12 protein-coding genes and 2 riboswitches are annotated in these 12,321 nt (G+C 50.5%); of the genes, 3 read left to right on the forward strand and 9 right to left on the reverse strand.

Translation table 11 applies throughout. The features are described from left to right. Positions 1-52 precede the first annotated feature (52 nt). Both NYE70_RS18640 and NYE70_RS18645 read left to right on the forward strand, forming a co-directional pair. Positions 53-346, forward strand: a complete 294-nt coding sequence (locus NYE70_RS18640) for a hypothetical protein (protein ID WP_211024752.1) — start codon at positions 53-55, stop codon at positions 344-346. A 236-nt stretch (positions 347-582) separates the two neighbouring features. Then, positions 583-882, forward strand: a complete 300-nt coding sequence (locus NYE70_RS18645) for a 4a-hydroxytetrahydrobiopterin dehydratase (RefSeq protein WP_341047353.1) — start codon at positions 583-585, stop codon at positions 880-882. 102 nt (positions 883-984) lie between these two features. Here NYE70_RS18645 and NYE70_RS18650 read toward each other — a convergent pair whose 3' ends face one another. The 6 genes from NYE70_RS18650 to NYE70_RS18675 all read right to left on the reverse strand — a co-directional run bounded on the left by NYE70_RS18650 (position 985) and on the right by NYE70_RS18675 (position 7,020). After that, positions 985-1,347, reverse strand: a complete 363-nt coding sequence (locus NYE70_RS18650) for a c-type cytochrome (RefSeq protein WP_211024650.1) — start codon at positions 1,345-1,347, stop codon at positions 985-987. A gap of 162 nt (positions 1,348-1,509) precedes the next feature. Beyond that, entirely contained in the window at positions 1,510-2,013 is a 504-nt protein-coding gene (locus tag NYE70_RS18655; protein WP_211024652.1) for a GNAT family N-acetyltransferase, read from the reverse strand. Positions 2,014-2,417: 404 nt separating this feature from the next. Continuing rightward, complete coding sequence (locus NYE70_RS18660; RefSeq protein ID WP_244861681.1) at positions 2,418-2,891, reverse strand: C40 family peptidase; 474 nt, start codon at positions 2,889-2,891, stop codon at positions 2,418-2,420. A gap of 4 nt (positions 2,892-2,895) precedes the next feature. Then, positions 2,896-3,032: riboswitch (cyclic di-AMP (ydaO/yuaA leader) on the reverse strand. Positions 3,033-3,274: 242 nt separating this feature from the next. Beyond that, positions 3,275-3,766, reverse strand: a complete 492-nt coding sequence (locus NYE70_RS18665; protein ID WP_211024655.1) for a C40 family peptidase — start codon at positions 3,764-3,766, stop codon at positions 3,275-3,277. 2 nt (positions 3,767-3,768) lie between these two features. Then, positions 3,769-3,903: riboswitch (cyclic di-AMP (ydaO/yuaA leader) on the reverse strand. Positions 3,904-4,124: 221 nt separating this feature from the next. Continuing rightward, on the reverse strand, positions 4,125-4,955 hold the full coding sequence (locus NYE70_RS18670) for a hypothetical protein (protein ID WP_341047355.1): 831 nt from the start codon (positions 4,953-4,955) through the stop codon (positions 4,125-4,127). A 67-nt stretch (positions 4,956-5,022) separates the two neighbouring features. Continuing rightward, entirely contained in the window at positions 5,023-7,020 is a 1,998-nt protein-coding gene (locus NYE70_RS18675; RefSeq protein WP_341047356.1) for a M1 family metallopeptidase, read from the reverse strand. A gap of 189 nt (positions 7,021-7,209) precedes the next feature. On the opposite strand from NYE70_RS18675, the gene NYE70_RS18680 reads away from it, so the two are divergent. After that, positions 7,210-7,734 carry a YwhD family protein gene (locus tag NYE70_RS18680; RefSeq protein WP_213656494.1) on the forward strand — a complete coding sequence of 175 codons (525 nt, stop codon included), beginning with the start codon at positions 7,210-7,212 and terminating at the stop codon, positions 7,732-7,734. 96 nt (positions 7,735-7,830) lie between these two features. Here NYE70_RS18680 and NYE70_RS18685 read toward each other — a convergent pair whose 3' ends face one another. From NYE70_RS18685 to NYE70_RS18695, 3 genes are all read right to left on the reverse strand, one after another. After that, the gene (locus NYE70_RS18685) at positions 7,831-8,988 is read right to left on the reverse strand and encodes a copper amine oxidase N-terminal domain-containing protein (protein WP_341047357.1); all 1,158 of its coding nucleotides are present in this window, start codon (positions 8,986-8,988) and stop codon (positions 7,831-7,833) included. Positions 8,989-9,441: 453 nt separating this feature from the next. Beyond that, positions 9,442-11,724 carry a heavy metal translocating P-type ATPase gene (locus NYE70_RS18690; RefSeq protein WP_341047358.1) on the reverse strand — a complete coding sequence of 761 codons (2,283 nt, stop codon included), beginning with the start codon at positions 11,722-11,724 and terminating at the stop codon, positions 9,442-9,444. Beyond that, complete coding sequence (locus NYE70_RS18695; protein ID WP_211024667.1) at positions 11,717-12,100, reverse strand: ArsR/SmtB family transcription factor; 384 nt, start codon at positions 12,098-12,100, stop codon at positions 11,717-11,719. Before NYE70_RS18695 ends, NYE70_RS18690 begins: the two co-directional genes overlap by 8 nt. Positions 12,101-12,321 lie beyond the last annotated feature (221 nt).

Genomic DNA, 12,321 nt, shown 5'->3' on the forward strand with positions numbered 1-12,321 from the left:
TTATAATAAGAAAGAAGACCGAAATGACAAAGATGAAGGGAGCCGTTTGGCTGTGGGCGTAAAGCACGGAAGAGATTATGAATTTATTTTGAAGGATTTGACAGCGGCGGTAGGCCGTATTCCAGATAGCTATAAATTTTTTGAAATGGAGGCTTTGGAGTGGCACGGGCTCTCCGATGAAGAGAGACAGGAGGTTCAGGAGGCGTTGGCTGAGGATCTGTTCTTTGCTCTTGGCACCGAGCCGGTAATTCCCGTAGGAAGCGCTGTAGTCATCCATGACCCCGAAGGGCACCGGATTAACTTCCTGATCGGAGAGGAAGAGCTAACCTCCGTCAAGCTGGTCTGACCGAAGTTTCCACAAGTTTTTGGATTATCGGATAGAGCCGTGGTAAAATATAATCTTGGAAGTAATGAGGAATGCCGCTGTCATGGCGGCAGAATCGAGAGCTCTCCTTCGCATGATCTGCAGTAGAGAAGAATACAATAAACAGATGCGGGGACAGAGCTAATGCTGCCGAGTATTGAATCCTAAACTGCAGGATTACATAGGAGTGGAAGTTTTTAGAACGGGGAGGAAGAAGAATGCCGTTTACACCGCAAGAAGTAGAAGCGCATTTGGAAAAGCTGGAAGGCTGGGAACTGGAGGAAGGTCGCTGGATTACTCGCAAATACACGTTCTCCAATTTTATGAAGGGGATTGCGTTTGTCGATGAGGTAGCCGCTATTTCGGAAGCCTTTAATCATCACCCTTTTATTACCATCGACCACAAAACGGTGACGCTTCGTTTGACATCTTGGGAAGAGGGCGGGATAACGGCCGTAGATATTAAAGAAGCGCAACAATATAACGAAGCCTTCGAGAAAGCCCGAGCGGCTGGCTAGCCCTATAGGGATAGCAGGAATCCAAGCTCAGGAATGTGAATGATTAGAAAAGCGCCCGCCGGGACTTATAAGTCCCGGCGGGCGCGTCTTTGTTTTTGTTTGTTATTTCTTTTCCGCAAGCCACATAGCGACGTTGGCGATTTCCTCGTCCTTCAATTTATCTTTGAAGGAAGGCATCATGCCTCCGCCTTTTCCTTTAGTAATTATGCCGTACAACTGTTCCGCCGACAGCTCGGATCCAATTTTTTGCAGATTCGGACCGGCTCCGCCTTGCAAATCAGTCCCGTGACAGGAAATACAGTTGGCTTTAACCGTAGCTTCGGCTTGCTCTGCGCTTACAGTAACCGCAGGCATTTGCGGCTTTTCTTCCTGGGCCACCTGATCTTTACCGGGTAATGTAAACATTAACACGGCTGCGAAGGCGCACGCCACGATGAGTATTCCGCTCATGATCCACTTCTGCATTTCAATCGTCCCTCCTATGTAAGCTACCTTCCATTATAGCTGAACATGCCCCGTGATCATAGCATTTGTGTCAAAAAAAGTAACGAATTATTTGTAGTATACGAAAAATACGTTAAAATCATGTGTGATTAATCATAGACGTCTCATTAAGGGGATGTTTTTTTACGCCTCGGAGGGTTTTCCGCGAAACACCATGCAGTAATATGGCTTGGAAATGCCGCCAGGAGTCATTTTCTCGTACAGATCGGTAATCACGAAGCCGGACTTCTGGTAAGCCCGGATCGCCCGTGTGTTCCATGTGAGCACTTCCAGGTCAATTACATCCTTAGGCTTTCTCCGCTGGGCCTCCTCGACGATTGTCAGCACAAAGGTCTTACCCAGCCCGTGGCCGCATAAATCAGGTCTCATACCGATGCCAAGCCGTGTAACGCCCTCCATAGGAAAGTACTGGGCGAATCCGGCAAGCTCCTCCTGCTGATCCAGCAAAGAGACGTACTGCTGGGCCCTTAAAACGGGATTCCCAAATTCCACATCGAGCGCCTTCATCTGTTCCCAGGGAAGCCAGCTATAAATATCGTAGGGAGAATCGTAACGCCAAGTACTGATATCTGCGCCATGGCTTTCTTCCATGGGTACGATTCGAAATGGTGCGATTGGTTTTTCCATTTTTGCGCCTCCTTAAACGATAGGAATGCCTATGCGGCTACCCATATGGCTGTAGTTCTTTTTAACCTCACTCTAACGGGATTTTTATTGGTTGTAAAGGCTTTGTGGAGGAAGAGGGGCCAGAAATCGAAGGCAGGCAAAAAAAATGCGTAAATTAAAAATTTCCTGTTTAGGCATCCGCATAACGGGTAAATTTTGGATATAGGGAAGATAGGATATGGAGTGTTAGAGAACGAGAACGGAAAAAATATTTTTGGAATGGGTTTTATCCAAGAAACCTTTTGATCGATTCCTTCGTTATATGAATAAGATGAAGGAAAGAAAAAAGACCGCGTTGATTCCGGCAAGAATCAAGTGCGGTCAAGCGAGCTATTGAGGTGAGGGCCTCAGCCTATCAGGGGTGATCAGGATTCTTTGGCAAAGCTGGAATAGCTGTCTGCGCTCAAAATTCTTTTTGCCCCGACATAACGTGTTTTATAGTAAGTGTTGCTTAATTTGTCTGTTCTGATTCCTTTGGAAGAAGAGGCATGAGCGAATTTTCCGTCTCCCAGGTAGACGCCCACATGGGACACTTTACCTTTGCCCAGGGTGTTGAAGAATACGAGGTCTCCCGCTTTCAACTGGCTCTTGGCCACTGGGGTACCTTGCTTGTACTGGGCGGTAGAGACGCGGGCAAGATCGACGCCCATTTTCTTGAACACGTATCTTGTAAATCCGGAACAGTCAAAACCGTTGGTCGTGACGCCTCCGTATTTGTAAGGTGTTCCGTACACGGATTTAACGACGCTGGTCAATGTGGTGTCCGCAAAGGCACTTCCTGTCCCCATGGTGAACAAAATAGCTAAACTCGTTGCTGCTGCTGCGAATGTCTTTCTCAAGATGTTAAACTCCTTCCAAGGCCTGCGAGGTTAGCTTGAGGATTCGGTTGAAGGTTCCCTATGATCCCTATGTAACGAAATCAATTCACCCAATGTGGTTCCCCCGTTTCCCGGGTGCCGGGAATTCGGCTAGTCTTTGTTGAATGCACCCGAAAAATTACGACGTTACAACAGTGATTACAAAGTTGTTACCATTTACTCTGGTCATTTTACCAAACATCAACGCGGGTTTGCAAGTTTGTTTTGTTATTTTTGAATAAATAAGTTGATTTGTCCTGTATATCCCGTCCTCTCCGGGTAATGTTTCCTAGGACGACGGTTTAAATAAAAGAAAAAACCCGCAGATTGCGATCCATAAAGAATCTCTGCGGGCTTCATCGTTACTATTCTACATCATCATGATCTTGAGTATCGCTTGTAACTTCTTCGAACTTATCAGTGCTCATAATGCGCTTGGCGCCAACATAGCGCTCGACATAATATTTATCGCTCAATTTGCTGATGATAACTCCTTTGGAGGAGGAAGCATGAGCAAACTTGCCGTCACCGACGTAAACACCAACATGAGACACACCTTTGCCTGAAGTGTTGAAGAACACCAGATCGCCAGCGATCAGTTCTTTCTTCTCTACAGCGGTTCCCATCTTGTACTGGGAGCCTGATTGGTGCGGCAATTTAATTCCGATTTTCGAAAAGACATACATAGTGAATCCGGAACAGTCAAAGCCAGAGGTGGTAGTTCCGCCGGAAACATAATCGCTTCCCAGAGCTTTTTCAATCGTGGTGTCCAATTTGGAATCTGCGAAAGCGCTACCAGTTCCGATGGAGAAAAGTATTGCAAGACTTACGGCTGCTGCGGTTAACTGTTTTTTCAAGGAAATGCTCCTTCCAATGCCTACGAGGTTAGCTTAAGGATTCGGTTGAAGGTCCCCTATGATCCCTCTCTTGCGAGATCAATTCACCCAAAGTGGTTCCCCCGTTCCCCGTGAAGGGAATTCGGCTGTAATTTACACCTGACTACTTACTTATTCGACACCCAGCAGAAGACTCCTGCTAATAGTGACAAAAATAATTACAAAACTGTTACTGAAATTGTGCTGTTGTTATTGTAACAAAGGCCAGTATATTTTGGCAATGGTTATTTAGCGAGTTTGAGAGGGGAAAACGCAGGACAAGACCCCCGAATAAGCTCGGAGGCCTTGTGGCACAAGGAAGGATAAAGATGAAAAAAAATTAACTTTTTTGTGATTTGGTATGCCAAAGCTGATATTGAGAGGTTAGAGTCCAAATTTGAAATAGACTGCGAATGAAAGGATAGGTTTGTTGCAGAATTAAAGCAATCAGTCCTGTCCAAATCCAGGAGGCCGTTCCGAACAAAAGGAACAAGGCGGCGCCGGCAGCTCCGAGAATAAGGGAAATGGCGATCCCCGGCAATAGATACCTCATGCTCAGCATCAGGGAGCCCCAGACGCCGGCCTTAAACAGATACCCGAACTGGGCGAACAGCAGGATTTGCCGGACAAGCCAACCGTAAACCACCCACCCCAGCAAATATCCACAAAGGGTCAAAAGGGGAGCGAGCCTGTCGCCTGACGTAAGGAGACGGGGCAAGAGGGCGTATAGGTCCGGGACGATCCAAATTCCCGGCAGGGAGAGCAGCGCGAGCTCCAACAGAAAGAAGAGAGTGACGGGCTTCCAGAATTCCTTCATTCCCCGGAAGAAGGGAAGTCCGGACGCCCGGGTCTCGGCGGGAACCAGACCGTAGAGAATACCCGCCTGGAACAGCGGCGTCAGCAATAGACGGAGAACAATCATCCCGATTAGCAGCCAGAAATACTGGTGAATCTCCGGATTGTGCTTCAATTCGAATTGCCCTTCGATCAAGTATAGAATCCGGTTCAGTTCATTCGGGGGCGTATCCGGGTACCTGGACAGTACGGCCACAACCGCCGAATGGATCAGACGGTACAGAAACAGCCCCCAGAGCAGCTGGTACAGGAACAGGATGATCACAGAGGGAAACTGGCTCCTGACAAGCCCCCATCCATTTCGTACATAGGTCATAACTTTCCCTCCTAAAAGTTTTGTGAGCATTACTGCTATGAATAAGCCTTATTCTTGTTCGTCCAGCCTACCAGAACAGAGTGCCAAGCAGGGATTCCAGCAGCTTGGTGATGCTTAAAGAAGCACGTGTGCTGACAGGTTCCTTGACCTCGGCCTTAATAAAGTTGTTGATATGCTTGTTCTCAAGCACCAAGGAATACTCGGGATCCAAACGGACCCATTCCAGGGGTTCTTTATATTGCAGCTTCATCTGAACGCGATCGCCATCGCCATTCCACACCTTGTGGATCGTATGGCCATCCTTGAAGCTGAAGAGCAGCGGTATTTTGGAGGCCGTTCCTCCCTTGCGGCTGATTTCCACCTCAGACTCGTAAATCGTGCTCCCATCCTTGGTTACAGGAGTTACGGTAATGCGGTCTACAGAGAAATCGGCCATTTTACCATCATATATATATTGATTAAAATATGACTTCCAGCTCCGTCCGGTCGTCTGCTCGACAACACGTTGAAAATCGGCCGTAGTCGGATGCTTGAATTTGTACTTCTGGGCATAGTTGTAGAGAATGCGCTTCATGGTCTTCGCCCCGACTTGGCGTTCGATATCCAACAAGACCAGTTTGCCGCGATAATAAGCGTTCTTGGCATAGGTATCTCCCGATCCGTATTTCCAGGCGGGTTGTGTCAGAGTAGCCGGAGAGGATATCAGCGCAGCCTGAATCGGCAGATTTGGCGCGATTCCGAACTCTTGCTCCATCAGTTTATCTTCAGCGTAGGAGGTAAAAGCTTCGTCCAGCCAAGCCTCTTCGAATTCATTGTTCGCGACCATGCCATAGAAGAACTGGTGTCCGATTTCGTGGATGACCGTCCGCTCCAATTCATCGTATCCCGGCGAGTCGCTGCCCGCTCCGAAGGCGGTGACGAGGGTAGGATACTCCATACCTCCCGCACCATTCCCTTCAATAGGAGGAACAACTACGGACAAGGTAGAGTAAGGATACGGTCCGTACCATTTACTGAAATTCATGAGGGCCACCTTGGCCGCATAAAAATAACGCTCCTTTAAATCCTTGTGCGCGGGATCCAGATAGAGCTTGATTCGGACGCCGGGAACCTCCGCCGAGGAAAATGGCTCTTCGGCATAAATGAAATCGGGGGAGGCGGACCAGGCGAAATCATGAACATCATCGGCGTAATATTGAACCGTTTTGCGGCCGTCTTTCAGGACTGCAGGCTTCGTCTGGAAGCCGGTCGCAGCCACGGTGTACGTCTCGGGAACATTAATGTTTACACTGTAGATACCAAAATCCGAGTAAAATTCCGAATTACCGTGATACTGATGCAGATTCCAGCCCTCAGCCGTTCGGCCGCGCGTTCCGGCGGGTTCGTACACACTTAGCTTCGGAAACCATTGACCTGCCATGACGAAATCGCCGGATGCGCCCATCCGGGCGAAGATTTTAGGCAGCTTCACGGTGAAGTTGATCTTCAACGTAATGCTCTCGCCGCCGCGGACCGTTACCGGCAGGCGGACCTTGGCAAGTGTCCGGTCATGCGTATTCCCGTCATCCGGCTGAACGAATTGAACCCGGTGAAGCAAGGATATGCCGTCCGTTGTCCGGATCTCGGTCAACTCCATGGCTCCCCATCCGTCCTTGGGCATGACGTCGCTGCGCAGCTTACCGCCGGATTCCTTCATAAAGGTAGAATTTGCGGAAGCAAAAGCATTGGGATATAGATGAAAATAAAGTTCATTGACGGCCTTTTTGCCGGGATGCGTCCAGGTCAGCGTTTCCGTGCCTGTCAGTGTGTTGTCCTGTTCATTAAGCTGGACCTGAATATGGTACTCTGAAATTCGGTCGCTCAGAATCTCCGCAGTCGGCTGTTGAATGCTTTCGGACTGGGGAAGCACGGGCCCGCTTTTTTGAGCGATTGCCTGGGGCTTGACCTTTTTGGGTGCGAAGGAAGTCTGTGTTGAAGGGCCCATACTCAGGGTATACCGGATCGTGCCGGCGATGAGGCACAGGGCAAGAATGGAAATGCCGAAGAATAAAGTTCGTCGGGTCATACAATGGATACCTCCCGTTGACAAGCATCTACAGCATGTATATGTTTGCATTTGGGAGATTATTAGCTAAAATTAAATTAAACTGCCAAGGGTTAAAACAGCCCTTTCGGCTGAAGCGAAATCGGCGGTTTAACTCCGCTTGGAATAGAAATTTAATTAAATTCAGATAGGTAACAATGGGAGGGACTCATGGACAACAACAATTCGAATTCGCAGAAGACGGGCAAGAAGATATTCGCCCTGAACATTATCAGCAATGAGGAGAAGAGTAAGCATAAGGGCTTTGGCGCCGGCTCCATCGACCTGAACAGCATGTCTCCGGTCATTATCGACGGGGATGAGGCTTATATCGATATCGGTGCGATGCACGCCAAGAGCAAGGTGGAGAAAGGTATCAAATTCTCGATGAACCGTGAAGATGTACCGGCCGGTCGCCAAGTTTGGGTCGTTTGGGTCGCGGTTGACCGTTCTCCCGAGGGCCAATTTTACGGCGGGATGACCGCCTGCGAAATGTGGATCGATACCGAAGCACGCCGCGGATGGAAAATTCTTGCCGATCACGTCAACAAAATGGACTACGCGTTGAAACGCCGGTTCATTTTGGACGGTTTGTCCGCTGAGCAAAGAGGCGCTCTTAAGAAGCTGCTGATCGAGACAAACCAGGAATGGTGGGATCGTTCTTCGGATGAACTGAAAACGTCATTGGAATCTTAAGAGTTAATAGTTCCACCCGGGGATGGCCGGGTACGATCAAACAGCGGTACACGCGCAGTTGCGCGTTGTACCGCTGTTTTTTTGTAAGAATGATTTTTACTTGGAAAGATCGTAGGTCATCGTAACCGCTTCGGAACCGAAATAAGACAGATGCCATTTAAATTTCAATTGGTCCCCGGTTCGGCTGATATACTTCAACCCGTCGCCAATACCGAATTCATCGTTTTGGATCCGGTCGATGACGTCCTTGTCCAGCAGGTCGAGATAGATGGACTTTGTCTTGCCCGAGCTTCGGTCAACCAGCAGCAGAGTCCCCGTAGAGTAAGGACGGATCAGCAAAAAGTCGGCTTCTATGGCTTCCAGACTGTAGACGTCATCCGGGCCACCGAACTTCTCGAGATCAATGCTCTCGGCGAGCTTTCCGTCGGGTGTGACGAGTTCGGCGACCTGGCCGTCATTGAGGATGATTTTGCCGTCATACGTTAGTACGTCTTTTTCCAGGTTAATACTTGAAGGCCCGCCATAAGACATGCTCGTCTGACGGACGATGGAGCCGTTATGCAATATACCACGATACCGTCCATCAAAGATGTGCGGCTCTCCGTAACTATTATAAATGTTCACCACATAGGTGGAATCGTTGATTTTATGGGCATCCATAGCCAGCCAATCGGGGTGTTCGACCTGAATGGTGCCGGTTCGGACGGGGAGTTGGCCACTGGAGCCTGCGTATAATACGCCTTTTTCACGGTTTAGCCAGAACAGCTTGTCTCCGGCTTGGGCCATGACGTACTTAGAGGAATAAACATAAGTGATTTCCTGTTTGCCGGACGGCGTAATTGAAATTCCGAACAGTTTCGCAAAAAGAGAAGCCGGTACATAGGTGACGCCTTGCTTAATTAGTACGGGAGCTCCAAGGGATACGGTGACGTTATTTTTGCCCGTGGCGCTTGCACTGCCCGCCTTCAATTTGGCATACTGGGTGACCCCGGTGAGTTCTAAAGCCTTAGTTGCATGGTTGTAGGTGAGCTGAAGATCGAAGAGATATGCCGCATCTCTCAAAGGAATATAAAGTTGCCCGGATTGTTTGAAGGGCTTATGCTCCAGCGCTCGGGTAGTTTTTTGATTGACGGAGTCGGTTGCGGCTGCCGCGGACTGTGGCGCCAGGCGGGGAATGCTTCCCGAAGCCATCGTGACTGTTAGGATTAGAGCGACAGCTGCAGCCTTTGCGACGGTCGATTTTGAGTTTTTCATTTGAAAAGCCTCCTTTACAACTATATGAACGCCTCAGGCCTAGGAAAAGTTGTGGTTATATAGATGAAATTGGAAAATAACGGAACGGTTCCAACATCTAAGGTCCATGATCTATTGCCTGGCGTCCCTATGACGTTAAGATCCTGGAAGTCTCATAAAGGCACTTCATTTGCATGCCCAATAGATGGATTTCCTACAGCTAATTTGCTGGAAAAACCGAAAAAGAAATAAATAACTGGAAAACCTACAGTTATTTGGGCCCCAAAGCTGCAAATTTGCACTTTGGGCCTGAATTAACTGCAGGATTTCCAGCTAAATAAGAAAATTAGTGGAGTTGATGAAAATTAACTGTAGGTTTTCCAGTTAATTAATCTGCTTGGTGCTGAGAATGCTTAATGGGAATTTTAGTTGAGGTAGAAGTCTTAGTCGTTGTTGGATCAGAACTAAACTCCCCTACTTATCTTTGCCCAGCAGGACGGTCAGTCCCAGCAAGGTTACGAGGATCGTCGCGCCCATGTCCGACATGACGGCAATCCATAGCGTCAGCCAGCCGGGGATGGTTAAGAGCAAGGCGATCAGCTTCAGCGTCAGGGAGATGCCGATATTCCAGCGGATGACTCGGCTGGCCTGTCTCGCGACGGAAATGGCGCCCGGCAGCTTGCCGAGGTGATCCTGCATCAGGACAATATCGGCGGTTTCCACCGCGCTGTCCGTTCCTTTACCCATGGCGATGCCGAGGCTTGAAGCGGCAAGCGCGGGCGCGTCGTTGATGCCGTCGCCGACCATCGCGACATTCCACTTGGCGGAAAGCTCGCGAATCCGCTCGACCTTTTGCTCCGGGAGCAGGCCCGCGTACCAGTCGGTGACGCCGGCTTTGGCGGCGACCGCCCGGGCGGAACCGGCATGGTCCCCCGTCAGCATGACGGTGTGGGCGATGCCGCTGCGGTGCAGCCGCGCGATGACGTCCGGACTCTCCGGACGGAGCTCGTCGGCGAGGCCGAACAGGCCGAGCACGCGGCGGCTATCGGCCGCCAGCACGACGGTGAGGCCGTCCTCCTTCAGGCGGGCCAGGTCTCCCGCGACCTGGCTCCGGTCGGCCGCCGGCAGGGCGAGCAGCTCGAGTACTTCCTCGCTGCCGACCCAGTACTGCGTGCCGTCGATGTCTCCGGACAGACCGACGCCGGGGAGCGTCGTCAGCCCGGAAGGCTTCGGCAGCGCAGCTCTGGCAAGACCGCCGGCTTCAACCTGCCGCACGATCGCCTCGGCGAGGGGATGCAGCGAGCCGGTCTCCATGGCTCCCGCGATGCGGTAGAACCGTTCCGAATCGTACACGACCTCGCGGATGACGGCGGGACGGCCCATGGTCAGAGTGCCGGTTTTGTCAAAAGCGATGGCATTGATCTTCCCGAGCTGCTCCAGATGAATCCCGCCCTTGACGAGCACGCCGTTCCGGGCGCTGCGGGTCATGCCGCTGACCAGCGCAATCGGCGACGAGAGCACCAGCGAGCAAGGGCAGCCGACGATCAGGATCGCAAGTCCTTCGTAGAGCCATTTCATCCAAGGCTGGCCGAAAAACAGCGGAGGCACAAGGATGACAAGCGCGGCAATGGCCATAATGGCCGGCGTATAATATTTGGCGAACTTATCGATGAACAGTTCGGTCGGTGTCTTGGTATCCTGGGCTTCCTGCACCAGGTGCATAATTTTAGCCAGCGAGGAGTCCTCGTAAGCTGCCTCGACTCTTATCTTCAGCAATCCCTCGGCATTGACGCTCCCGCCGAAGACGGATGCCCCCGGCTTCTTCGGCACCGGGATCGATTCGCCCGTAATTGCCGCCTCATTCACTGCGCTATGTCCCTCCACAACGGAGCCATCCGAAGGGATCTTCTCGCCGGGACGGACCAGCACAAGGTCTCCGATCCGAAGCTGTGTGATCGGAACCGTCACCTCGCGTCCGTCCTGTACAAGGACAGCCTGTTTCGGGGCCGCATCCAGCAGCGCTTCCATCGATTTGCGGGCCCGGCTCATCCCGTACCCTTCCAGAAGTTCATTCAAACCGAACAGAATCGCGACAAGCGTCGCTTCCTTCCATTCGCCGATCAGCGAGGCACCGACCAGCGCGACGGTCATCAGGGTATCCATGTTGAATTTAAGACGGAACAGATTGCGGAGCCCCCGTAAAAAGGTGGAGTAGCCGCTTAGTACAATAGAAACAATGTACATCAGGATAAGGGCGTTCCCGGGAATCCGGGTATCGACAATAAACGTAGCAGCGTAGAGCACAGCCGAGATGGTCAGCAGCCACTGGCCGATTCGGCCTTCACCTTCGCCATGAGTATGTCCATGGCTGTGCCCATGACTATCCGCATTTTCATGCTTATGCCCATGTTCGTCCCCATGCTCATGTCCGTGTTCGTGGTCATGTCCTGAGTGTTTGTGACCGGCCTTTCCGGTCCCACTTCCCTTATCGGTGCCGCCGGCTGTAGATGGAGTTACCAATGAGGCGCCGTCTCCGCTCAATATTCGTTGTACCCGTTGCAAATCCACTTCCGGCCGGACTAACAGGCGGCTGCTGTTAAATAACAAAGCGGCATCTTTCCCGTGATCCAGCTTCTGAATCTCCTCCTGCATCTCGCGTGCGCAATTGGCGCAGGACAAGCCCTGAACCTTATATTCCCTGCGGGAATCCCCATTCGGCAGCCCGGCTGTCTTAGGGGCGGAGTCCTGGTTATTCATGCTCGTTCCTCTCCTTTTGATGCTCCAGCGTCATCGTAATGAGCGTCTCGATATGATGGTCTTTCAGCGAATAGAATACATTCTTCCCATCCTTGCGGGATTTTGCGATTTCCATGAGTTTTAGTTGGCGGAGATGGTGGGAGGCGGTGGCAACCGAACTGCCCAATACGGCGGCGATATCACACACGCAGCATTCCTGTCCCCGGAGCAGCAAATAGGCGATCTTCATCCGATTGGGGTCGGATAATGCTTTGAAGATTTGTACCATGCCCATGATATCGTCTTCTTGCAGAGATTCACGAAGTTGGTCCGTACGGGCCGAATCGCCGCAACCATGCTCGCATATTTCTTCAATCGTTTCCAGATCTGATCCCATAAGTCTCCTCCTCTCTATTTTATTAATATTCAAATGAGTGTTTGATTGTTTAAGGCCATTATAAGACTTTCCCTCATCATATTCAAATGTTCACTTGAATGTCCTTGAACAGTCCAAAATTTGTTATTGTTTTTATTCTTCGGCAATCTTAGCAATTCAGGGGTTCAGGCCGATAAACAATTTATAAGTAACGAAAAGTTAGTTGTCCCGTCGGAGTGTAA

Source organism: Paenibacillus sp. FSL R5-0407 (assembly GCF_038009185.1).
Classification (GTDB): Bacteria; Bacillota; Bacilli; order Paenibacillales; family Paenibacillaceae; genus Fontibacillus; species Fontibacillus vini.

Excerpts from the sequence above, each read along its gene's own strand:
- NYE70_RS18645 (WP_341047353.1), top strand. The coding sequence starts at position 583 with ATGCCGTTTACACCGCAAGAAGTAGAAGCGCATTTGGAAAAGCTGGAA.
- NYE70_RS18650 (WP_211024650.1), bottom strand. The coding sequence starts at position 1,347 with ATGCAGAAGTGGATCATGAGCGGAATACTCATCGTGGCGTGCGCCTTC.
- NYE70_RS18655 (WP_211024652.1), bottom strand. The coding sequence starts at position 2,013 with ATGGAAAAACCAATCGCACCATTTCGAATCGTACCCATGGAAGAAAGC.
- NYE70_RS18670 (WP_341047355.1), bottom strand. The coding sequence starts at position 4,955 with ATGACCTATGTACGAAATGGATGGGGGCTTGTCAGGAGCCAGTTTCCC.
- NYE70_RS18675 (WP_341047356.1), bottom strand. The coding sequence starts at position 7,020 with ATGACCCGACGAACTTTATTCTTCGGCATTTCCATTCTTGCCCTGTGC.
- NYE70_RS18680 (WP_213656494.1), top strand. The coding sequence starts at position 7,210 with ATGGACAACAACAATTCGAATTCGCAGAAGACGGGCAAGAAGATATTC.
- NYE70_RS18685 (WP_341047357.1), bottom strand. The coding sequence starts at position 8,988 with ATGAAAAACTCAAAATCGACCGTCGCAAAGGCTGCAGCTGTCGCTCTA.
- NYE70_RS18690 (WP_341047358.1), bottom strand. The coding sequence starts at position 11,724 with ATGAATAACCAGGACTCCGCCCCTAAGACAGCCGGGCTGCCGAATGGG.
- NYE70_RS18695 (WP_211024667.1), bottom strand. The coding sequence starts at position 12,100 with ATGGGATCAGATCTGGAAACGATTGAAGAAATATGCGAGCATGGTTGC.